This is a genomic window from Muricoccus pecuniae, assembly GCF_014199205.1.
Classification (GTDB): Bacteria; Pseudomonadota; Alphaproteobacteria; order Acetobacterales; family Acetobacteraceae; genus Roseomonas; species Roseomonas pecuniae.
In genome coordinates this window covers 63,932-85,615 of the sequence record NZ_JACIJD010000004.1, presented here as the reverse complement: position 1 = coordinate 85,615, position 21,684 = coordinate 63,932, and the positions used below count along the sequence as shown (strand labels likewise).

At 70.9% G+C, this 21,684-nt stretch carries 22 protein-coding genes; 11 read left to right on the top strand and 11 right to left on the bottom strand.

Going from position 1 to position 21,684, the window contains the following annotated elements; translation table 11 throughout:
• Nucleotides 1–6: 6 nt before the first annotated feature.
• From FHS87_RS05745 to FHS87_RS05720, 6 genes are all read right to left on the bottom strand, one after another.
• Nucleotides 7–939 carry an alpha/beta hydrolase gene (locus FHS87_RS05745; RefSeq protein ID WP_184514825.1) on the bottom strand — a complete coding sequence of 311 codons (933 nt, stop codon included), beginning with the start codon at nt 937–939 and terminating at the stop codon, nt 7–9.
• A gap of 86 nt (nt 940–1,025) precedes the next feature.
• Nucleotides 1,026–2,426, bottom strand: a complete 1,401-nt coding sequence (locus FHS87_RS05740) for a replication-associated recombination protein A (protein ID WP_184515159.1) — start codon at nt 2,424–2,426, stop codon at nt 1,026–1,028.
• A 97-nt stretch (nt 2,427–2,523) separates the two neighbouring features.
• Nucleotides 2,524–2,934, bottom strand: coding sequence for a hypothetical protein (locus FHS87_RS05735; protein WP_184514823.1), 411 nt, complete (start codon nt 2,932–2,934; stop codon nt 2,524–2,526).
• Nucleotides 2,935–2,948: 14 nt separating this feature from the next.
• Nucleotides 2,949–3,938, bottom strand: a complete 990-nt coding sequence (gene moaA / locus FHS87_RS05730; RefSeq protein ID WP_184514821.1) for a GTP 3',8-cyclase MoaA — start codon at nt 3,936–3,938, stop codon at nt 2,949–2,951.
• A 69-nt stretch (nt 3,939–4,007) separates the two neighbouring features.
• On the bottom strand, nt 4,008–4,751 hold the full coding sequence (locus tag FHS87_RS05725) for a sulfite exporter TauE/SafE family protein (RefSeq protein WP_246418010.1): 744 nt from the start codon (nt 4,749–4,751) through the stop codon (nt 4,008–4,010).
• An 8-nt stretch (nt 4,752–4,759) separates the two neighbouring features.
• Nucleotides 4,760–4,942, bottom strand: a complete 183-nt coding sequence (locus FHS87_RS05720; protein WP_184514819.1) for a DUF3553 domain-containing protein — start codon at nt 4,940–4,942, stop codon at nt 4,760–4,762.
• 117 nt (nt 4,943–5,059) lie between these two features.
• Between FHS87_RS05720 and FHS87_RS05715 the strand changes: the two genes are divergently transcribed.
• The 6 genes from FHS87_RS05715 to FHS87_RS05690 all read left to right on the top strand — a co-directional run bounded on the left by FHS87_RS05715 (nt 5,060) and on the right by FHS87_RS05690 (nt 11,244).
• On the top strand, nt 5,060–5,671 hold the full coding sequence (locus tag FHS87_RS05715) for a histidine phosphotransferase family protein (RefSeq protein ID WP_184514817.1): 612 nt from the start codon (nt 5,060–5,062) through the stop codon (nt 5,669–5,671).
• A gap of 70 nt (nt 5,672–5,741) precedes the next feature.
• Nucleotides 5,742–8,381 carry a hybrid sensor histidine kinase/response regulator gene (locus FHS87_RS05710; RefSeq protein ID WP_184514816.1) on the top strand — a complete coding sequence of 880 codons (2,640 nt, stop codon included), beginning with the start codon at nt 5,742–5,744 and terminating at the stop codon, nt 8,379–8,381.
• Between the two features lie 13 nt (nt 8,382–8,394).
• Nucleotides 8,395–8,895 carry a chemotaxis protein CheW gene (locus tag FHS87_RS05705; protein ID WP_184514814.1) on the top strand — a complete coding sequence of 167 codons (501 nt, stop codon included), beginning with the start codon at nt 8,395–8,397 and terminating at the stop codon, nt 8,893–8,895.
• 11 nt (nt 8,896–8,906) lie between these two features.
• Complete coding sequence (locus FHS87_RS05700) at nt 8,907–9,287, top strand: response regulator (RefSeq protein WP_184514812.1); 381 nt, start codon at nt 8,907–8,909, stop codon at nt 9,285–9,287.
• Between the two features lie 62 nt (nt 9,288–9,349).
• Entirely contained in the window at nt 9,350–10,423 is a 1,074-nt protein-coding gene (gene cheB / locus FHS87_RS05695; RefSeq protein WP_184514810.1) for a chemotaxis-specific protein-glutamate methyltransferase CheB, read from the top strand.
• Nucleotides 10,420–11,244, top strand: a complete 825-nt coding sequence (locus tag FHS87_RS05690; RefSeq protein ID WP_184514808.1) for a CheR family methyltransferase — start codon at nt 10,420–10,422, stop codon at nt 11,242–11,244. Before cheB ends, FHS87_RS05690 begins: the two co-directional genes overlap by 4 nt.
• A 145-nt stretch (nt 11,245–11,389) precedes the next feature.
• Here FHS87_RS05690 and ctrA read toward each other — a convergent pair whose 3' ends face one another.
• The gene (gene ctrA, locus FHS87_RS05685; RefSeq protein WP_184514806.1) at nt 11,390–12,127 is read right to left on the bottom strand and encodes a response regulator transcription factor CtrA; all 738 of its coding nucleotides are present in this window, start codon (nt 12,125–12,127) and stop codon (nt 11,390–11,392) included.
• Nucleotides 12,128–12,212: 85 nt separating this feature from the next.
• Between ctrA and FHS87_RS05680 the strand changes: the two genes are divergently transcribed.
• Nucleotides 12,213–13,586 (top strand): FliI/YscN family ATPase, encoded by a 1,374-nt coding sequence (locus FHS87_RS05680; protein WP_456306605.1) that lies wholly within the window; start codon nt 12,213–12,215, stop codon nt 13,584–13,586.
• Nucleotides 13,583–13,990, top strand: coding sequence for a hypothetical protein (locus FHS87_RS05675; protein WP_184514803.1), 408 nt, complete (start codon nt 13,583–13,585; stop codon nt 13,988–13,990). The genes FHS87_RS05680 and FHS87_RS05675 overlap by 4 nt, the downstream gene beginning before the upstream one ends.
• On the opposite strand, the gene phhA is transcribed toward FHS87_RS05675, so the two are convergent.
• Complete coding sequence (gene phhA, locus FHS87_RS05670) at nt 13,987–14,853, bottom strand: phenylalanine 4-monooxygenase (protein ID WP_184514801.1); 867 nt, start codon at nt 14,851–14,853, stop codon at nt 13,987–13,989. The genes FHS87_RS05675 and phhA overlap by 4 nt on opposite strands.
• 120 nt (nt 14,854–14,973) lie before the next feature.
• On the opposite strand from phhA, the gene FHS87_RS05665 reads away from it, so the two are divergent.
• From FHS87_RS05665 to mmsB, 3 genes are all read left to right on the top strand, one after another.
• The gene (locus FHS87_RS05665) at nt 14,974–15,447 is read left to right on the top strand and encodes an Lrp/AsnC family transcriptional regulator (protein WP_184514800.1); all 474 of its coding nucleotides are present in this window, start codon (nt 14,974–14,976) and stop codon (nt 15,445–15,447) included.
• Between the two features lie 91 nt (nt 15,448–15,538).
• Nucleotides 15,539–17,512 (top strand): methyl-accepting chemotaxis protein, encoded by a 1,974-nt coding sequence (locus FHS87_RS05660; RefSeq protein WP_184514798.1) that lies wholly within the window; start codon nt 15,539–15,541, stop codon nt 17,510–17,512.
• Nucleotides 17,513–17,639: 127 nt separating this feature from the next.
• Complete coding sequence (mmsB, locus tag FHS87_RS05655) at nt 17,640–18,512, top strand: 3-hydroxyisobutyrate dehydrogenase (protein ID WP_184514795.1); 873 nt, start codon at nt 17,640–17,642, stop codon at nt 18,510–18,512.
• Here the strand turns inward: mmsB and FHS87_RS05650 are convergent, their stop codons facing one another.
• From FHS87_RS05650 to FHS87_RS05640, 3 genes are read right to left on the bottom strand one after another with little or no spacing between them, the layout of a single operon-like run.
• The gene (locus FHS87_RS05650; RefSeq protein ID WP_184514794.1) at nt 18,513–19,406 is read right to left on the bottom strand and encodes a lipid A biosynthesis lauroyl acyltransferase; all 894 of its coding nucleotides are present in this window, start codon (nt 19,404–19,406) and stop codon (nt 18,513–18,515) included. It abuts the gene before it with no gap.
• Between the two features lies 1 nt (nt 19,407).
• The gene (locus FHS87_RS05645; RefSeq protein ID WP_184514792.1) at nt 19,408–20,430 is read right to left on the bottom strand and encodes a zinc-binding dehydrogenase; all 1,023 of its coding nucleotides are present in this window, start codon (nt 20,428–20,430) and stop codon (nt 19,408–19,410) included.
• The gene (locus tag FHS87_RS05640) at nt 20,430–21,680 is read right to left on the bottom strand and encodes a beta-ketoacyl-ACP synthase (RefSeq protein WP_184514790.1); all 1,251 of its coding nucleotides are present in this window, start codon (nt 21,678–21,680) and stop codon (nt 20,430–20,432) included. The genes FHS87_RS05645 and FHS87_RS05640 overlap by 1 nt, the downstream gene beginning before the upstream one ends.
• Nucleotides 21,681–21,684: the final 4 nt, after the last annotated feature.

Genomic DNA, 21,684 nt, shown 5'->3' with positions numbered 1-21,684 from the left:
GGCGGCTCAGCCGAGGTGCCGGCGCAGCGACTCCACCACCGCCTCGCGCGCGGCCCGGGCCTGGGGGAGAAGGCGGGTCCAGGCGATGAAGCCGTGATGGACGCCCTCGATCACCCGGAGCGTGTGCGGCACCCCCGCCTCGGTGAGCCGCGGGGCGAGCTTGAGCGTGTCGTCCAGCAGGGGATCGAGCGCCGCGGCCAGCAGCAGCAGGGGGGGTAGGCCGTGGAGATCGGCCCGCAGCGGCGCGGCGCCGCTGTCCTCGCGCGGGGTGGGGCCGAGATACTGGGACCAGAACCAGTCGAGCTTGGCGGTGGAGAGTCCGTACTCCCCGCCGCCGAAGGCGCGATGGGAGGGCGAGTCGTGCTCGGCCGAGAGCATGCCGTAGATGATGGCGCCGCAGCGCGGCAGCGGCTCGCCCGCGTCGCGCAGGCGCAGAAGGGCGGCGAGGGCGAGGTTGCCGCCCGCCGAGTCCCCGGAGACGGCTAGGCGCGCGCTGTCGATGCCGTAGGAGGCGGCTCCCTCGCGCAGCCAGCGCAGGGCGGCCAGCACCTGCTCCAGCGCCGTGGGATAGGTGTTCTCGGGCGAGAGGGCGTATTCCAGCCCCACCACCGTCACCCCGGCGTCGCGCGCGATCTCGCGCTTCCAGCGGTCCAGCGTGTCGATCGTGCCGAAGGCGAAGCCGCCACCATGGACGTGCAGCAGGGCCGGGCGGGGGGCAGGGCTGTCCGGGTGATAGAGGCGCAGGCGCAGCCCGCCCGCGATCGTCACCTCCTCCACCTCCCGCAGGGGCACGGGGTCGCCGTTGAGGAAGGCCTGGAAGCGGCGCGTGTCCGCCCGGGCCGCATCGAGGGGCTGGGCCGTCGCATCGCCCTGCACGAAGCCGGCCCTCTCCAGCTCGGCGAAGGCGGCGAGAACCTCGGGGGCGAACTCGTTCGGCATGGGCGGCTCCTCTCCCCGGCCACGGCCAGGGTGCGGCAGGGGCGGGGGAAGTTAGGGCGCGCGGCCGCGAGGACAAGGCGCGTGGGTCAGCGATGGCCGCGGCGGCGGGCCCAGAAATCGAGGCGCTTGCCGATGTCGCGCTCGAAGCCGCGCGGCGTCGGCTCGTAGAACTCCGGGCGCCGCTCCCCCGCGAGGTCGTCGGGGAAGAACTCCTGGCCGGCGAAGGCGTCGGGCTCGTCATGGTCGTAGCGGTAGCCGGCGCCGTGGCCGAGATCGGCCAGGATCTTCGTGTGGGCGTTGAGGATATGCAGCGGCGGGCGGAGCGCTGAGGTCCGCTCGGCCAGGGCGAGCGCGCGGGTGAAGGCGAGGTGGGTCGCGTTGGATTTCGGCGCGGTCGCGACATAGACGACCGCCTGGCCCATGAAGAGATGCGCCTCCGGCCAGCCGATCCTGCGGAAGGCGTCCCAGGCGGCGAGGACCTGGGGCAGGGCCTGGGGGTCCGCCATGCCCACGTCCTCCGAGGCCGCGCAGGCGAGGCGGCGGAAGATCGTCGGCGCCGTCTCCTCCCCCATCACCATCATCCGGGCGGCGTAGTAGAGGGCGGCCTGCACGTCCGATCCCCGGAGCGACTTGTGGAAGGCGGAGAGAAGGCCGTTCAGCTCGCTCCCCCGGTCCCCCGTGATGGTGGGGGAGATCTGGCTTGCGTGCTCCGTCCCCGGCCCGTCATCCCGCGCGGGGCGGCGGGAGAGAAGCGCGGGCAGCTCCTCCGGGGCAAGCGGGGGCGTGCCCTCGGGCAGGGCGAGGAGCTGCTCGGCCATGTTGAGGAGGTTGCGGCCGTCGCCGTCGGCCAGGGCGCGGAGGGCGGTCCGGGCCTCCGGGGACAGGGGAAGGGGCTGCCCGGTTTCGGCCTCGGCGCGGGCGAGGAGCAGTTCCAGCGCCGCGTCGTCCAGCCGCCGCAGGGTAAGGACGCGGCAGCGGGAGAGCAGCGCGTTGTTGAGGGCGAAGTTCGGGTTCTCCGTCGTCGCGCCGACGAGCACCACCGTCCCGTCCTCCACCACGGGCAGGAAGCCGTCCTGCTGGGCGCGGTTGAAGCGGTGGATCTCGTCCACGAAGAGAAGCGTCGCCTGCCCCGCCGCGCGGCGGGCGCGGGCCTCGTCGAAGGCGCGCTTGAGGTCGGCGACGCCGCTGAACACGGCGGAGAGGGCGGCGAAGCGCAGCCCCGCGGCCTCGGCCAGCAGCCGGGCGATGGTGGTCTTCCCCACCCCCGGGGGACCCCAGAGGATGAGGGAGGCCAGCGCCCCGCGGTCCAGCATGCGGCGCAGCGCCCCCCCGGGGCCGAGCAGGTGATCCTGCCCGACCACCTCCGGGAGGCTGTGGGGACGAAGGCGGTCGGCGAGGGGACGCGGGGCCCCTGCAGGGGTGGTCTCCCCCGCCGTGGGCTCGGGGGCGCCGAAGAGATCCTGGTCGGCGGGGCGGCGCGGCGGCATGCCGGGAGAATAGGCCAAGGCGCGCCGCGCTTCGATGGGGGCTGGAGCCGATCAGGGGGAACGGCGGCTCCAGGGACAGCCTGCCGGGGTGTGGCCCCTAGCGGCGCGGGCCGCCCAGTCGGGGCTCGGTGCGGCGGCCCGGGCCGCGCGCGTCATCGGGCCAGGTAGGGGGCGGCGGGATGGGGGGCGTCATGCGCGGCGCCCGGTCCTCCCGCACCGGCGGCTCCGGCCGGACGGGGTCCGGCAGCTCGTCGTAGGTCTCGTCCACGGCCGGGGCGCGGCGGCGCAGGCCCGGCTCGGGCAGGCGCAGGGCGAGGCTGCGGATCTCCTGCTGCACGTCGTCGAGCTGGGCCTCGATGGCGTCCAGCCGCGACTTCAGGCCGAAGACGCTGAAGGGCATCATCAGGAAGGCCGCGAGGAAGAGCAGGCCGAGGAGGAGGATGACGAGCCCGCTCCACTCCGGCAGGCCCGGGATCGCCAGCCTGGCGACGAGTTCCGAATCCAGCACGCGCGATAACCCTCCTAGCCGCCCGTCACACTCATATGCCGGCCCACGGAGGGGCGGGCATCGCGGCCGATGACGAAGTCATGCCCCTTCGGCTTGCGTGCGATGGCAGACAGGATCGCGTCCCGCAACCCTGCCTCGCCCAGGGAGGGGTCGCGGAGGGGGGCGCGGAGATCGGCCGCGTCCTCCTGGCCCAGGCACATATAAAGAGTGCCGGTGCAGGTCAGGCGCACGCGGTTGCAGGACTCGCAGAAGTTGTGGCTCATCGGGGTGATGAAGCCGATCCGGCGCCCGGTCTCGGCCACCGTGTCGTAGCGGGCGGGGCCGCCGGTGCGGTGGTCGCTCGGCACCAGGGTCCAGTTCTGCGCGATCCGCTGGCGGACGGTCGACAGCGGAAGGTACTGGTCGGTCCGGTCGCCCGAGACATCGCCCATGGGCATGGTCTCGATCAGCGTCAGCTCGAAGCCGTGCTCCCCGCACCAGGCGATCATGCGGTCGATCTCGTGCTCGTTCACGCCCTTCAGCGCCACGGCGTTGATCTTCACCCCCAACCCGGCCGCCTTGGCCGCGAAGATGCCGTCCAGCGTACTCTCCAGCCGCCCCCAGCGCGTGATCGCCTTGAAGGTCTCGGGGTCCAGCGTGTCCAGGGAGACGTTGATGCGGCGCACGCCGGCCCGGAACAGGTCGTCGGCCATCTTCGTGAGCTGGGTGCCGTTGGTGGTGACGGTCAGCTCCCGCAGCCCGCCCTCGCCGATTCGGCGGCCCAGCCCCCCGAAGAGCTGCATCACCCCGCGCCGCACCAGCGGCTCCCCGCCCGTAAGGCGGATCCGGTCCACGCCGAGGTCGATGAAGGCGCCGCAGAGCCGCTCCAGCTCCTCAAGGGTGAGGAGGTCCTTCTTCGGCAGGAAGGTCATGTCCTCCGACATGCAGTAGACGCAGCGGAGATCGCAACGATCCGTCACCGAGACGCGGAGGTAGGAGATCCGCCGACCGAACGGATCGAGCATGATGGGGGGCGCTCCTGGGAATAAGAGGCAATTTGGGCGAGCCACCCCCCCTCGCGCAAGATGCGGGGGCTATCCCAGCAGCGCGATTCCGCCCGCGGCGACGAGGGCACCGAAGGCGAAGCGCCGGTACCATGCGGGGGGGATGTGGTGGAACAGGCGCGATCCCGCCCGGACGCAGAGCAGGAGCACCGGAAGCAGGGCCGCCGACCGGAGGAGGGCGGGGGCGTCGATCAGCCCGGTTAGCAGTGGCGGCACGATGGATGCTACGCCGATCACCCCGAAGAAGAGGATGAAGTTGGCGCGGTGGCGCCTCGCCTCCTCCGGGCCGGAGAGGAAATAGAGAATGACGGGAGGGCCGGACATGCCTGTGGAGCCCTTGAGCAGCCCGCTGACGGCACCGACGACGAGGTTGAGCCCGAGCGGGCGGGCACCGTGGTAGCGCCAGGGCGAGAGCAGGACCAGGCCGAAGCCGAGCACGAGCGCGCCGATCGCCCGGCGCAGCACCGTGCCATCGGCCGCCAGAAGGACCAGCGACCCCAGGGGCATGGCCAGCACCGCCGCGAGCCCGATGGGGAGGACCATCCGCCGGTCCGCCTCCCCGATCGCGCGCGGCAGGAGCTGGGCGGAGACCAGCAACTCCATCAGCAGGACGACCGGCACCCCCGCCTTCGGGCCCCAGAGGGTGGAGAAGACCGGTGCGAGAAGAACGGCGGTGCCGAAGCCGGAATAGCCGCGCATCAGCCCCGCTATCCCTGTCGCGAGGACGGCGATGAGGAACGGGGCGTTCAGGACCGCTTCGGCGAGGATCTGCAACGGTCAGCTCAAGATCTTGTTTCGTCGATGATGTCGAGGGTCGTGTTGGACGTGTTGATCAGGAGCTTCCCGGCATTCTCGAAGTTCACGGTCACACGGTCTCCGATGACGGACTGCACCTGGCCCATGCCCCACTCCGGCTTCCCGGGGTGGCGGACGAGTTGACCCGGCTCGAAAACCCCCTCCGACATCATCCGGCAGGTTCCTCCTCGCGGCAGGGGCCACGGCTTTCCCGACCCGAACGGCTTTACTAGCCATCAAGTCCCGCGGGGGCACAAGCGGCAGGCCCCCTCCCAAGAGGATCTTCTATGGACGATCTTGCGCTCACGCAGGACCTGTGTGCCCGTATCTGCCACGACATCGGTGGCCCCCTGGGGGCCCTGTCCGGTGCCCTCGACCTTGCCGAGGAGGCGCCGGAAGAGGCGCTCTCCGTGGCGCGGGACGGGGCGGACGCGATGCGGCGGCGCCTGCGCCTCTGGCGCGCCGCGGCCGGAGCCGGAACCGGCCCGCTGGACCGGCAGTCCATGGCGGACCTTCTCGAAGGCGCCCTGGCGAGCGGCCGCGTGACGGCCGACGTGTCAGGCTTGCCCGATATCCCGCTCCGCGCCCCGCTCGCCCAGGCCCTTCTGATCGCGGCGCTCCTGGGCAGCGAGGCGCTGCCACGCGGCGGCGTCGTGCACCTGGCGGGCCAGGAATCGGGCCTCGCGATCTGGCCCGAAGGGCGGAACGCCGCCTGGCCATCGGGGCTGACGGCCGCCCTGGCCGGCGAGCCCGTGGCGGGGCCGCGCGACGTTCTGGGCCCGCTGCTGCTGCATCTGTGCGAAGCGGCGGGGATGGAGGTGTCGCTCGCGATGGGCGGCCCCGCTGCTGCCCCGCTGACCCTGATGCCGCGCCGGAGCGAGCTCGCCCACTCCGCCTGACGGCGCGCGCTTTACGGAATCTTCGTGTCCCGCTGGCAATTTGGCCGGAACGACGGATCACGAGGTTCCGATGGACGACTTGATCGCCGACTTTCTGACTGAGACGGGCGAGGGACTGGCCGGGCTGGATGCCGCACTGCTTCGGCTGGAGCGGCATCCCGACGACCCCCAGACGATCGGCGAGATCTTTCGCCTGATCCACACCATCAAGGGAACCTGCGGGTTCCTCGGCCTCTCGCGGCTGGAGAAGGTGGCCCATGCGGGGGAGAACGTCCTCGGCCGCTACCGTGACGGCTCGCTGGCCGTCACCTCCGCGGGCGTCTCGCTGATCCTGCGCGTGGTGGACCGGGTGCGGGAGATCATGAGCGGCCTGGAGGCGACGGGGTCCGAGCCGGCAGGCGACGACTCGGCCATCATCGCCGAGCTGGACGCGGTCTTCACCGGCCAGGCCCTGGCCGAGGACGCGCCCGAGGCGGCTCCCGAACCCGCCCCGGCTTCCCCGGAGCCCTCCGCGAAGAAGCGGGCAACCGCGAAGCGCAAGCCGTCGCCGCGCCCCAGCGCGGAGGACAGCCCCCCCGAGCCGCCCGTGGTCGCCGCTCTGCCGGCCATCGTGGAGGAGAAGGTTCCTGCCGCGCCGGCGCCGGCTCCCGCCGAGCCTGCCGCCGCGCCGGCCGGCGAGGCCGTGGCTGTGGCCCAGACGCTGCGCGTGAACGTGGACGTGCTGGAGAGCCTGATGACGCTGGTGAGCGAGCTCGTGCTCACGCGCAACCAGCTCCTCCAGCTCTCCCGCGCGCGGGAGGACAGCGCGCTGACCGGGCCGCTGCAGCGGCTCTCCCACATCACCTCCGAGTTGCAGGAGGGGGTGATGAAGACGCGCATGCAGCCGATCGGCAATGCCTGGAAGGGCCTGCCGAGGCTGGTGCGCGACCTCTCCCGCGAGCTGGGCAAGAAGATCGAGCTGGAGATGCGCGGGGCCGAGACGGAGCTCGACCGGCAGGTGCTGGAGATGATCCGCGACCCCCTGACCCATATGGTCCGCAACTCCGGCGACCACGGGCTGGAGAGCACGGCGGAGCGGCGCGAGGCCGGCAAGCCGGATGCCGGGCGCATCACGCTCGACGCCTATCACGAGGGCGGCCACATCATCATCGAGGTGAGCGACGACGGTCGTGGCCTCGCGGTGGACAAGATCCGCGCCAAGGCGCTGGCCCAGGGCCTCGCGACCGAGCAGGAGCTGGCGGGGATGGGGGAGCGCGACATCCAGCGCTTCATCTTCCGCGCCGGCTTCTCGACCGCGGCCGCGGTGACCTCCGTCTCCGGCCGCGGCGTCGGCATGGATGTCGTGCGCACGAATGTGGAGAAGATCGGCGGCACGATCGACCTGCGCTCCCGCGAGGGGCGGGGCACCACCTTCCTCATCAAGATCCCCCTCACGCTCGCCATCGTCTCGGCGCTGATCGTCGAGGCCGGGGGCGAGCGCTTCGCCATCCCGCAGATCGGCGTGGTGGAACTGGTGCGCGCTGGCGACGGGGTGATGCATATCAAGGACGCGCCGGTGCTGCGCCTGCGCGACCGGCTGCTGCCGCTGGTATCCCTGTCCCGCCTCCTGCGGCTGGACGAGACGTCGGAGGCGGGAACCGGCGGCTTCGTCGTCGTCACGCAGGTTGGCCAGAACCTGTTCGGCATCATCGTGGACAAGGTCTTCGACACCGAGGAGATCGTGGTGAAGCCGGTGGCGCCGATCCTGCGCCACGTGACGATGTTCAGCGGCAACACCATCCTGGGCGACGGATCCGTGATCATGATCCTGGACCCCAACGGCATCGCCCGGGCGACCGGCGTCGGCGCCGAGGGCGTTCAGGAGGATCGGCGCGGAACCGCGGTGGCAAGTGCCAGCTCGTCCGAGAAGATGTCCCTGCTCCTGTTCCGGGCCGGCGATGGTGGCCCGCGCGCGGTGCCGCTCGGCCTCGTCGCGAGGCTGGAGGACCTTCCGCAGGAGCGCATCGAGATGTCGCACGGCCAGCCGGTGGTGCAGTACCGCGGCGCCTTGATGCCGCTCGTGCCAATCGGGGATGGGTGGATGCCGCCGGCGCCCGGCGGGCGCCAGGCCGTCCTCGTCTTCAACGACGGCGGCCGCGCGATGGGTCTGATGGTGGACGAGATCCTCGACGTGGTTGAGGAAGCCCTGAACATCGAGAGCGGCCCGGAGAGGCCGGGCTACCTCGGAACCGCCGTGATCTCGGGGCGGGCCACGGAGGTCATCGACTGCGCCTGGTGGCTGCGCCAGGCGGGCGACGACTGGTTCGGCCCGCAGCGCAACGCGACCGGCCAGCGCAAGCGTCTGCTGGTCGTGGAGGACAGCGCCTTCTTCCGCAACATGCTCGTCCCCGCCCTCGGCGCCGCCGGTTTCGAAGTCGTCGCGACGACGACCGGAGCCCAGGCCCTCAAGCTTCGTGAAGCGGGCGAGCTCTTCGACGTCATCGTTTCCGATATCGAGATGCCGGAACTCGATGGCCTCGGGCTGGCCCGCGCCGTACGGGATGGTGGTTCCTGGAATCGCACGCCGATGGTGGCGCTGACTTCGCACTCCGACGAGGAATGGGTCCGGCGGAGCGCCGAGGCCGGCTTTGACCGGCATGTTCCGAAGTTCGACCGCGACGCGCTGCTGGACGCGCTGCGCGGCTGCCTCGTCCCGAACGCGCTGCACTGAGCAGGAGCTGAACATGGAAGCTGCAATCGCTCCCCGCCGTAACACCGCCTCGCATGCCGCGGCGGACACGGCCATCCTTACCCTGACCGTCGCTGGGCAACTCTGCGGAGTGCCGGTCCTCGGGGTGCGTGACATCCTCGGGGCCCAGGCGATCACGCCGATCCCGCTCGCGCCCCCCGAGGTGGCGGGCGGGCTGAACCTGCGCGGTCGTATCGTAACGGCCGTGGACCTGCGGCGCCGGCTGGGGCTGCCGCCGCGGGAGCCGGGCGCGAGCGCCCCGATGAGCGTCGTGGTGGAGGGCGGTGGCGAGCTCTACGCCCTTCTGGCCGATTCTGTCGGCGATGTGCTCGCCCTGCCCGAAGCCGGCCTGGCGCCCAACCCTCCGACGCTGGACCCGCTCTGGCGGGATGTTTGCGCGGGCGTTTACCAGAACGTGCCCGGCAGCGGTCAGGAGGGTGGGGCGGCGCGCCTGCTCATCATGCTGGACGTGGATCGCGTCCTGGACATCGGTTGAGGAGAGAGGCGATGCTCGACTGCCTGGTGGTGGATGACAGCCGCACCGTCCGGCGCGCTGCGCGCCGGATGCTAGAGGCGCGCGGCTTCGAGGTGCGTGAAGCGGAGGATGGCCAGCAGGCCCTGGAGGCCTGCCGCGCGGCGCTGCCGAAGCTTGTGCTGCTGGACTGGAACATGCCCGTGATGGACGGGATCACCTTCCTGCGTCATGCGCGGGAGGAGTTCGGGCCGGATGAGCCGCGGATCATGCTGTGCACGACGGAGAGCGACTTCTCCCGAATCGTGACCGCGCTCGAGAGCGGCGCGCAGGAATACATCATGAAGCCCTTCGACGATGCGATTCTCGCGGGCAAGCTCGAAGTGCTGGGGCTGCTGCCCGACGAGGCTGCGTGAGCGGCCGGCTACCCGCGCCAGTGCCGGATGGGCTGCATCCTGGCGGGCGCCGGGTCCGCGTCATGGTCTGCGACGACAGCGCGACCGTGCGCGGGATTCTCGGCCGGCTGCTGGGCGCTGATCCGGCCATCGAGGTGGTCTCGCGCGTGGGGGATGGCCGTCAGGCCCTCGATGCCCTTCCGACCGCACGGCCCGACGTGGTCCTGCTCGACCTCGAGATGCCGGTGATGGACGGCATGACGGCGCTGCCCTTACTGCTGCGCGCTGAGCCACGGCCCATCGTGATCGTGGCCAGTGCGCTGACCCAGCGAGGCGCAGCGGCGGCGATGGCGGCGCTGCGCGCCGGCGCGTCCGACTACATCCCCAAGCCCGGTGCGGCTGGCGGCGGGGCGATGGATCCCAACTTCCGTTCGGAGCTGCTGGAGAAGGTGAAGGGCTGGGCGCGCATGCGCCGCAAGCCTGCCGCACCTGCCTCACCGACGCAGGTGATGCCTCGCGTCGTGCCCGCAGCGGCGCCGCGCAACGCCGGCGCGCCCGCCTTGCTTGCGGTGGGATCGTCGACAGGTGGGCCGCAAGCTCTCGCCAGTTTCCTGCGCGCTCTGGTGCCCACTCCTCCGGTACCGGTCGTGATCGTGCAGCATATGCCGGCGGGCTTCACGGCCATGCTTGCGGACCATCTCGACCGTGTTGGCCCCTTGCGGGTGGCTGAGGCGAAGGATGGAGACCTGTTGCGGGCCGGGCATGCCTATCTGGCGCCTGGAGATCGGCATCTGCTTGTCGAGCGGGGCACCTCGGGCCTCGTAGCCCGGCTGAGGGATGACCCGCCCGAGAATTTCTGTCGTCCGGCAGTGGATCCGATGCTTCGCAGCGCCCAGCGTGCCTGTGACGGGCGTGTGCTGGCCGTCATCCTGACCGGGATGGGGCAGGATGGATTGGTGGGTTGCCGCGGGCTGGTCGCAGCGGGCGGCACGGTGCTCGCGCAGGATGAAGCATCATCCGTGGTTTGGGGAATGCCGGGCGCCGTGGCGCGCGCCGGTCTCGCGCGGGAGTTGCTGCCGCCGGACCGCTTGGCGGCGCGCGCGGCGGCGATCACGGCGGAGGCCGGCCACTCGGAATCGAAGAGGATAGCGTTGTGAGCGGAGCAGCTTTCGATACGATCGCAGCGCTTGTCCGTAGCCGGGCCGGCATCGTGCTGGGCGCCGATAAGGCATACATGCTCGACACGCGGCTAGGCGGGCTGATGCGTGCGGAGGGTTTTGGAAATCTCGACTCCCTGGCCGCCAAGCTGCGGTCGCCTGGGACGGAGCGACTGGCCGCCGCGGTGACGGAGGCGCTCACGACGAACGAGTCCTTCTTCTTCCGCGACGGCAAGCCTTTCGACCACCTCCGGCGCGTGCTGCCCCGGCTCATCTCCGCGCGAGGAGCGGGAGCCAAGCTGCGGGTGCTCTCCGCCGCGTGCTCGACAGGGCAGGAGGCGTACTCCGTCGCCATGGTGGCCGAGTCGCTGGGTTTGCTCTCGCGAATCGAGGTCGTCGGGACGGATCTGAGCGTTGAGGTCGTCCGACGCGCGCGGGAGGGGGTCTATTCCCAGTTCGAGGTGCAGCGTGGCCTGCCCGTGCAGATGCTGGTGAAGCACTTCAAGCAGGAAGGGGGGCAGTGGCGTATTTCTGAAGCGATGCGTGCCGTAGCCCGATTCGAGACGGGGAACCTGCTCGCCGACCTGCGACATCTCGGCCGCTTCGACGTCGTCTTCTGCCGCAACGTGCTGATCTACTTCGATGCGCCGACCAAGACCCGCGTCCTCTCGGCTCTGGCGGAGCGGCTGGCACCGGACGGTGTTCTCTACCTCGGGGGAGCGGAAACCGTGCTTGGCCTGACGGACCGGTTCACGGTCATCGAGGGTGAGCGAGGGGTCTATGCCCCCGTCGGCAGTCCGAAACAGGCGCTCGCCGTGTAGGCCCAACCCGGGCGGGTCAGGAGAGTGACCAAACTCCTGGCCTGCTTGGCCCGGACAGCACTGAGGCCCGGGTGGTCTCCTCTGGGAAGGAGATCACCCGGGCCTCCGGGCAGGCTGGGCGGCACAAGGCCGCCCACAGCTTGCGTCAGGCCGCGGCGCGGCTCGTTTGCGGGGCAGCGGCGAGAAAGCCGGCCGGATTACGGACGGAGTTGGAAGGATCGCGCAGCACGTAGCCGCGACCCCAGACCGTGCCGATCAGCTCGTCGCATCCGGCCTGGGCGAGCTTCTTGCGGAGCTTGCAGATGAAGACGTCGATGATCTTCACCTCGGGCTCGTCCATGCCGCCGTAGAGATGGTTCAGGAAGGCCTCCTTGGTCATCACCATGCCCTTGCGGAGGGTGAGGAGCTCGAGGATCGCGTACTCCTTGCCCGTGAGGTGGACGGCCCGGCCATCCACGCTCGCCTCGCGGGCGCCGAGGTCGAGGGTGAGATTGCCCACTGAGACGCTCGGCTGGGAGAAGCCCTTGGTGCGGCGGACGATCGCCTGGATCCGGGCGATCAGCTCCTGGCTGTCGAAGGGCTTGACGATGAAGTCGTCGGCACCGAGGCCCAGGCCCTTCACCTTGGCGGCGGGGCGGGACAGGCCGGAGAGGATCAGCACCGGCGTCGCCTGCCGCGCGGCACGGAGGCGGCGAACCACCTCGTAGCCTTCCATATCCGGCAGCATGAGGTCGAGGATGACGATGTCGTAGTCGTAGAGGCGGGCCAGTTCGAGGGCCTCCTCTCCGGTATCGGCAGCATCCACGATCATGCCCTGGGTCTTGAGCATGAGGGTAACGCCGCGGGCAGTGGTGAGGTCGTCTTCGACCAGCAGGACACGCATCTTGTGTTCTCCACTCGTTCTTCGAGCATTAGGACAACTTTTGCGCGAGCAGTGAAGGGGTATTTTACCTTCTTGTCGTATAAAGATGCGAGACGGAGTACAAAAAATGATACTGGACATGAGCCGGTTGTCTTCACTCCAAGTGGGTAGCGCGCGATTCGCGCCCGGAATAAGGCCTGTTTCTGCCCATGGGCGGGTTCGATCGGTTCGCGGTCTCTCTCTCGAGATCGCTGGTCTACATCCACTACCACCAATCGGGGGTTGTATCGAAGTCCTTGGTCCGTCTCGCGAAAAGATACACGCGGAAGTTGTGTCGGTCAGCGATGGGACGGCAACAGCCGTAGGCCGGCGAGAGCTAGACGGCATCTCGGTTGGTGCCCGCGTTGAGGATGCGGGGCCTGTCGTGCTGCGCCCCTGCGATGCCTGGCTCGGGCGTGTGCTGGACCCCACGGGCCGCCCGATGGACGGGGGTGGGCCTCTTTCGCAGGGGGGGATGCCTCGTCCGTTGCGGGCTCCGCCACCGGAAGCGGGCACGCGCGCCAGGCTTGGCCCCCGGATCGATCTGGGCGTCCGGGCTATGGACGCCTTCGCAACATGCCGGCGCGGTCAGCGACTCGGCCTCTTCGCCGCCTCCGGAGTCGGTAAGTCCAGCCTCATGTCCATGCTGGCCCGTCACGCGGACTGCGACGTGGCGGTGATCGGGCTGGTCGGGGAGCGCGGGCGCGAGCTGCGCGAGTTCATCGAGGACGACCTGGGGCCGGCGGGCCTCGGGCGGAGCGTGGTCATCTGCGCCACCTCGGACGCGGCGCCCCTGATGCGCCGGGACGCGGCGCTGGCGGCAATGGCTGTGGCGGAGCACTTCCGCGACGAGGGCAAGCGCGTCCTGCTCATGATGGACAGCGTGACGCGCTTCGCCATGGCCCTGCGCGAGATCGGCCTCTCGGCCGGCGAGCCGCCCGCGACCAAGGGCTTCCCGCCGAGCGTCTTCGCCGAGCTGCCTCGGCTGCTGGAGCGGGCGGGGCCGGGCCCGGAGGGTTGTGCCGGGTCGATCACAGGCCTTTTCACCGTCCTGGTGGAGGGAGATGACCACGACGAGCCCGTGGCCGACGCCGTGCGCGGAATCCTCGACGGCCATGTCGTGCTGGATCGCCGGATCGGAGAGGGCGGGCGCTATCCGGCCGTCGACGTTCTTCGCAGCCTCTCCCGCACCGTGCCAGGCTGCCTGGAGCCGCCGGAGAGGACGGTCCTGGAGCGGGCAAGGCGAATCCTGTCGCTGCACCGGGACATGGCCGACATGGTGCGGCTGGGCGCCTATCGCGCCGGAAGCGACCCTGCCGTGGACGAGGCGGTGCGGCTCGCCCCCCTGATCGAGGACGTGCTGCGCCAAGGCAAGGACGAGAAGGGAAGCGTGGCGGGCGCTTTCGCGGCCCTGGCCGCCGCCATGGCGGCGCCGGCATGAGCCGCAAGGGACGTGACCCGCTGGCCGTGCTCGCGCGCCTCCGCAATGCGGAGGTGATGGAGGCGAGGCGGCGTCTCATGGAGAGCGCGATCGCCCGAGAGGAAGCTGCCGCCCGTGAAGCGGCCGCCGAGCGGGCCTTGCAGGAGGAAGCGATGAGCGGGCATCCGGCTTTCGCCGCTTGGCTGCCGCGCGGCCTGGCGGCCCGCGATGCGACGGCCGCGGAGCACCGTCTAGCCGAGGCCCGGTCCGCCGAGGCCGCGAGCGCCCTGGGGGTGGCCCGTGCGGCGGAGCGGGCCGTGGAGAAGCTGGCCGAGCTCCGCGCGGCCGAAGCGGAGCGCGCGAGGCGCCGCGCGGAGCAGCGGGCCCTCGACGAGGCCGGGGCGCGGGGATTCTCTCCCCGCTAGCCCTGCCAGACCTCGTCGCCTGCCTCGTGCCCGCCGGGCGGGACCGGCGCTGCCCTCATCGCGGCCTCCAGCAGGGCTGGAGCCTGATCGATGGCGGCGAACAGCTCGGCATAGTCCTTGATCACGAAGTAGACGGGCTGGACATCGTCGATCCGGTAGGTGCTCCGCAGGACGCGGGCCATGTCGAAGCGCAGCCGCCGCGGCGCGTCGGAGAGGGCGTGCAGCGTTTCCGTGCGGGATGAGAGGATGCCCGCGCCATAGGCGCGCAGCCCGTCGCGCTCGGCGATCAGTCCGAACTCCACCATGAACCAGTAGAAACGCGCGAGCGGAGCGAGCTGCCCGCGCTTCTCCGCACGCAGCCCAAGATGCCCGTAGGCTTCGAGGAACTCTGCATAGTCGGGCTGGGTGAGCAGCGGCACATGGCCGAGGAAATCGTGGAAGATGTCCGGCTCCACGATGTAGTCCAGCTCCTCCGGCCTGCGGATCCAGTGCGTCACCGGGAAGCGGCGCGTGGCCAGCAGGGCGAAGAACTGCGCGTCCGGCAGCAGGCCGGGGCAGGGGACGAGTTGCCAGCCGGTCGCGGCCCGCAAGATCGCGGAGGCGCCTTCGAGTGTCGGAACGGCCTCGTCGCAGCGGAGGCGGTCCAGCCCTTCCAGCCAGGCGGAGGCGGCGCGCCCGGGGAAGATGGTGCGCTGGCGGGCGACGAGGCTGCGCCAGGTGGCGTGGTCGGCCTCCGATCTCGGGGCGAGCACCGCTTCCGGAAGGGTGCCGTCGGGCTGGGCGCGGTCGTAATCCCCGCGCAGCCCAAGGGGCAGCGTAGCCGTGCCGATGATGCCGTCCTCGGGCCGGGTCGTGCCATCCATGGGTGGTGCCTCCCTAATCTCGTTGTCCCCGAGCCTAGGAGGGAAGAGGGAGAGAAAAGCGGTAAATCTGCCGGAATCGAGGGCTATCCTGAGCGAAGAACACCAGGAAAGCCGACCGCCATGGCGAAAACCGCTCCACCCCTCGACTCGATCGATCGCCGGATCCTGCGTGCCCTGCAACGGGATGGAAGGCTGCCCGTGGTCGCGCTGGCCGAGCAGATCGGCCTCTCGCCCACGCCCTGTCAGCGGCGGGTGCGGCGCCTTGAAGAGACGGGCGTGATCGCGCGCTACGCCGCCGTTCTGGAACCCGCGCGCGTGGGACTGCCCTTGCAGGCCTTCGTTCTCGTCGCCTTGTCGAGTCATGCGGAGGAGGTGGTCGAGGGATTTCAGAAGGCCCTCTCGGCCCGGCCGGAGGTGTTGGCGGCCTATGCGATGAGCGGCGAGATGGACTACCTGCTGCACGTGCTTGCCACCGATTTTGAGGCCTATGCCGACTTCGCCATGCGCGCGCTGTTGCGGATGCCCGGCGTGAAGGAAACGAAGTCCTCCTTCGTGCTGACCGCGTTGAAGCCGCCCGGCGAGATCCCTGTCTGACCCAGTGGAATCTGCGCCGTTTAGGCTCGTGGTAACGTGTCCGTGTTTATCCTGCAGGTCTTGAGAAAACCCAGGATGCCGGGCCTGCACGATGCGCGATAATGGACCGATCACGACGAACGAGGTTCCGCTGCCGGAAGGCACGCTCCTCGTATCCCAAACCGACACGGGCGGGCGGATCGTTTTCGCTAACGACGCCTTCGTGCAGGTCAGCGGCTTCACGCGCGAGGAGCTGATCGGCGCTCCGCACAACCTCGTGCGGCACCCACACATGCCGAAGGCCGCCTTCCGCGACCTCTGGGATACGGTCCGTGCAGGGCAGCCCTGGGAAGGGCTGGTGAAGAACCGCGCGAAGAACGGTGACTTCTACTGGGTCCGCGCGAATGTCACGCCCGTCGTCGAGAACGGCATCGTGCAGGGCTATATCTCCATCCGCACGCGGCCCGAGCGGGAGGACGTCGCCGCGGCCGAGGCCGCTTATGCCGCGCTGCGGGAAGGGCGTGCGGGCGGGCTGCAGGTCCAGGGCGGCGCCATCCTGCGGCGCGGTCCGCTGGCGCTGTGGCGCCGGGTGATGCACGGCATCGCGAGCGGCACGGCGGTCGACCTCGCTGTCATCTTCGGCGCGGTTTCGGCGAGCATCGTCGCGGGCACGATGGGCGTGGATGCCTTCACCCGTGCCGTGGCGCTGGGCTGCATCGGCGGTGCCGTCGCGCTGCGGGCCGCGCTGGCCATGCGCCGGATGCAGCGCGCCGTTTCCCGCATCGAGGCGCAGTTCGGCGCGCTCGCCCGCGGCGACCTGCAGCACAGCATCGACGACGTGCCCGTCTACGAGCTGCGCGCGATCAGCCGCCTGCTGCGCAGTCTCAGGGCGAAGCTTGCCTATGCCGAGGAAGTCCGGGCGCAGCGTGCGCGCGACGAGCTGCAGGAGCGCGTCAAGGCGCTGCAGGAGATGGCCGATAAGGTGGAGCGCGCGGCGAACCAGACGGCTGAGGAAGTCACGACCGCTACCTCCAGCATGGCGCGCTACGCGAACGGCATGGCTGATGCGGTGGGCTCCGTGAGCGAGCGCGCCGACACCGCCGCCCGTGCCGCGACCGAGGCCCTGGGTAGCTCCCAGACCGTCGCCGCGGCGGCGGAGGAGCTGGCGGCCTCGATCGGCGAGATCAACCGCCGCATCACCCATGCGGGCGAGGTCACGCGCGGCGCGGTCGAGGAGAGCGAGGCCGCGACGAGGACCATCTCGCAGCTTCGGACGGAGGTGGCGCAGATCGGACAGATCGCCTCCCTCATCACCGAGATCGCGAGTCAGACCCATCTGCTCGCCCTCAACGCCACCATCGAGGCGGCGCGGGCCGGGGAGGCCGGCCGCAGCTTCGCCGTCGTCGCGGGAGAAGTGAAGAACCTCGCCAGCCAGACGGCGCGGGCGACGGAGGAGATCAGCAACCAGATCTCGCAGATCCAGAACGCCACGACCGAGACGGTGGACGTGGTCGGGCGTATCGGTGGCCGGGTGAGCGAGATGGGCGAGGTCTCCGTCGCGATCGCGGCCGCCATGGAGCAGCAGAGCGCGGCCACGCAGGAGATCAGCCGCTCTGTGGCCCATGCCGCGACGGCGGTGGAATCCGTGACGGAGATGATGGCCGGCGTCGTCTCGATTGCCGGCGAGGCGAACGAGCGCGCGAGCCAGCTCCAGGCCGATGCCGGCGGGCTGGCCAGCAACACGGACCGTTCGCGCCGGTTCCTCATCCAGTCCATCCGCAACTCGGTCGCCGAGGCGGAACGGCGCACGAGCCAGCGTGTCTCGCTGGACCTGCCCTGTGAGCTCGTTCTGGATGGGAAGATGCATGCTGCCCGCCTCGTGGACATCTCGGAAGGCGGTGCGCAGGTGCGGACCGAGGCGAACGCCGCCGAGGGAGCGGCAGGCGAGCTGCGGGTGCCGGCACTCGGGCTGGCGGGCGAGGCGGTTGTGGTCGGTCAGCGCCCCGGTGATGCGCTGGGCCTGGCTTTCCGCTCGCCCATCAAGCTGCCGGCGGACCTGGCCGCGCGCTTCGCCGCCGCGGCCTGACGCGGGCCCGCTGGAAGGGGGGCTCTGGTCCGGAAGACGCGTCGGGCGCGGCGCCTCCCAGCCTGTTGCCGAGTGGACCCGTGCCGGGCCGCGGCCTAGCCTTCGCGCAACAGGAACGGAGGAAGCGGTGGCCCGGATCGGATTCGTGGGACTCGGCAACATGGGCGCGCCGATGGCGCGGAACCTGGTCAGGGCCGGGCACGAGGTGTCCGTCTATGATCTCTCGGCCGGGGCGATGGCGCGGGCGGAGGGTGCGCGGCCGGCGACCTCGGGAGCCGAGGCGGCGGGCGGGGCGGAGTTCGTCCTCACCATGCTTCCGGCCGGGCAGCACGTGCGGGAGGCTTGGCTCGGCACCGGCGGGTTGGCCGCGGCCTCGGCGCCGGAGACGGTGCTGATCGACTGCTCCACCATCGATGTCGGCACGGCGCGGGAGGTGGCCGCCGCCGCTGGCCGTCCCTTCCTGGACGCTCCCGTTTCGGGCGGGGTGATGGGTGCCGAGGCGGCGACGCTGACCTTCATGGTGGGCGGGCCGGGGGATGCCTTCGCCCGTGCGGAGCCCCTGCTGCAAGCCATGGGCAGGACCGTGGTGCATTGCGGCGAGGCCGGGGCAGGGCAGGCGGCCAAGGCCTGCAACAACATGCTCCTGGCCATCAGCATGATCGGCACCTGCGAGGCCTTCGTCCTGGCCGAGAAGCTCGGCCTGTCGCACGAGGCGCTGTTCGAGGTGGCCTCGAAATCCTCCGGCCAGTGCTGGTCGCTGACTACCTACTGCCCCGTCCCCGGGCCCGTGCCGGCCAGCCCGGCGAACCGGGACTACCGGCCGGGCTTCGCGGCGGCGCTGATGGTCAAGGATGTCGGGCTGGCGCAGCAGGCGGCGGCGGAAACCGGCGCTTCCACCCCCATGGGCGCGCGGGCGCTGGAGCTCTACCGCGAGTTCGTGGAGCAGGGCGGGGGCGGCACCGACTTCTCCGGCATCATCCGCATGCTGCGGGGAAGGTGATCACCGCCAGCGGCGGTGCATCCACAACCATTGCCCCGGGTACTCGCGAACCCAGGCGGCGATGACGTCGTTCACCACCTGGGTCGCGGCGGTCACGTCGACCAGCCCCTCGGCGTCGCGCGGCAGGGTGATCGGGTCGGTCAGCTCCAATTGGAAGCGGCCGCCCGGCAGGCGGATGGCGCGGGCGCCGCGCACGGGGCAGTCGAAGCGGCGGGCGAGATTGGCCAGCAGCGGGTTCGCCTGGGCGGGGCGGCCGAGGAAGTCGATGGTCGGCCCGCGCCCGAAGCGCTGGTCCACCACCATCCCCACCACCGCGCCGCGCTGCAGCGCCTTGGCGAGCTTGGTCGGGGCGGTGATTCCGGCGGGGATCAACTCGCCCATCATCCCCTCGCGCAGCTTCAGGATGTGCTCGGCGATCGGGCGGCTGTTGGGGGTGCGGTAGAGCACCGCGGCTTCCATCCCGAGCTGCGCGGCGGCGACCGCCGGAAGCTCCCAGTTCGCGAGATGCGCCGCGAAGACGAGGCAGGGGCCGCCGGTGCGGCGCAACTCCTCGAAGCGGGCATGGGTCGCGTCGTCGGACTGGATGCGGCTGGCGGGGTCGCGGGCCTCGGTCAGGTCCCAGATCCTGCCGAGATGGCCGTACTCGAAGGCGACGCGGCCGAGATTGTCCCAGGCCTCATCCGCGATCCGCCGGTGCCAGTCGGCATCCCTCTCCGGGAAGGCGGCCGCAATGTTCTCCATCGCGATCCGGTGCGCGGGGGTGAGGGGGCCGAGGCGACGGGCCAGCGCTGCGCCGAAGCGCGGGCCGAGAGTGGGGCCCAGCGCGCGCGGGATGGCGAAGCCGAGGGAGGTGAGGGCGGACAGCGCGGCGTCCGCGGGCCCGCCACGGGGCATGCTAGATCGTCACCACGATCTTGCCGAAGACGCGGCGGCTCTCCAGCCGGTCCAGCCCTTCGGCGAAGTTCTCCAGCGGGATCACGCGGTCCAGCACGGGCGTCATGCCGCCGGCCATCTTCGCCAACCCGTCCGCCACGTTGCGCATGGAGGCGCCGAAGCTGCCGAAGATGCGGAGCTGGCGCTGGAAGATCATCATCAGGTTCGTCTCGGCCGAGACGCCGGAGGTGGAGCCGCAGGTGACGAGCCGCCCTCCCATCCGCAGCGCGAGCAGCGAGCCCGCCCAGGTGCTGGCGCCGACATGCTCGAACACCACATCCACCCCCACCTTGTCCGTCAGGCGGCGGGCGATGGAGGCGAAGTTCTTCTCTTTGTAGTTCACGACGTGGTCGGCGCCGAGCGCGCGGGCCTTCTCGCACTTCTCGTCGTCGCCCGCCGTCGCGATCACGGTGCAGCCGAGCGCCTTCGCCTCCTTGATCGCCACCGTGCCGATGCCGGAACCGGCGGCGTGGACGAGGATCGTCTCGCCGGGCTGGAGCCTGGCGTTGTCGAACAGCATGTGCTCGACGGTGGAGAAGGTGATGGCGGCGCAGGCGGCGTCGTTGTCGCTCACCCCGTCGGGCACGCGCACGAGCAGCCGGGCCTGCTGGTTCACGTATTCCGCCGCGAAGCCGTCGAGGTGGAAGCCCTTCACCCCCGCGACGTTCTCGCAGAGATTGTCCCGGCCCTCGACGCAGGCGCGGCAGTGGCCGCAGGTCTGCGCGCCATAGGGGGCGACGCGGTCTCCCGGCTTCCAGCCCTCCACGCCCTCGCCGACCTCGACCACCTCGCCCACGGCTTCCGCGCCGACGCAGATGGGCAGCTTGCGCTGGGTGAAGGCCATGCCGCGCCAGCCCCAGACGTCAATGTGGTTCAGCGCGACGCCGCGCATCCGCAGACGCACCTCGCCCGGGGCGGGGGGCGGGGGCTCGGGGATCTCCTCCAGCCGGAGGTCACGGTCGCCGTGGAGGCGGAGGGCGCGCATCAGGCCGGCTCTCCCGAGAGGACGAGGCACACGTTCTGCCCGCCGAAGCCGAAGGAGTTGGACAGCACGTGCCTCACCGCCGCATCGCGCGCGACATTGGGCACGACGTCGAGCGTGATGCTCGGGTCCGGCTCGTCGTGGTTGATGGTGGGCGGCAGGCGCCCGTCACGGATGGTGAGCAGGGAGAACACCGCCTCCAGCGCGCCGGCGGCGGAGAGGGTGTGGCCGATCATGCTCTTGTTGGAGGAGATGGGCGGCGCGTCCTCGCCGAAGACGGCGCGCATGCCGAAGGTCTCCATCTTGTCGTTCTCCGGCGTGCCGGTGCCGTGGGCGTTGACATAGGAGATGTCGGCGGGCTCCAGCCCGGCATCGGCCAGGGCGTTCCGCATCGCGCCGACGATGGCGCGGCCGTCGGGGTTGGAGCGGGTGCGGTGGAAGTTGTCCGCGCGCTCGCCTGCGCCTGCGACGAGGCCGAGGATCGTCGCCCCGCGCGCCCGGGCCGTCTCGTAGTTCTCCAGCACCAGCGCGGCGGCGCCCTCGGACATGACGAAGCCGGCGCGGTTCTTCTCGAAGGGGCGGGAAGCCTTGGTGGGGTCGTCGTCCCTGGTGGAGAGAGCGGAGAGAAGGGAGAAGCGGATCAGGGACTCGGCATGGACGGAGCCGTCGGCGCCGAGGGCGATGCAGGCGTCGCACTCGCCGCGCTGGATGGCCTCCGCGCCGAGCTGGATGGCGGTCGCGCCAGTGGCGCAGGCGGTGGTGACGGAGATCGGCGCGCCCCGCGTGCCGAAGCGCGCGGCCAGGCGCTCGCCCACGCCGCCATAGAGATAGGTCTCGTAGATATCCGCGCGCCTCTCCGCCTGCTTCGTCATGCCGGCGTAGGAGGGGTCATGCGCGCGGCGGGCGAGGTCGAACCGGACGGGCCACTCGATCTCCACCGGCGGCATGCCGAGGAAGAGCGGGCCGGGGAAGTTGCCCGCGGCGCCGATCGCGGCCTCGGCGATCGCCTCCTCCATCACCATGGCCGCCATGCGCTCCACCCGCACGGGGCTGGTGAAGCCCTCGCCGCCGGGCAGGTCCACCGTGCCGGCGATGGCCGTCTTCAGGTGGTCGGTCGGGAAGCGGGTGATGCGGCGGATGCCGGACTGCCCGGCCAGGAGGCGGGACCAGTTGTCGGCCACGCCGAAGCCGAGGGAAGTGACGGCGCCGATGCCCGTCACCGCGACGAGGGGGCGGCCGAGATGGTCGCGCATGGAG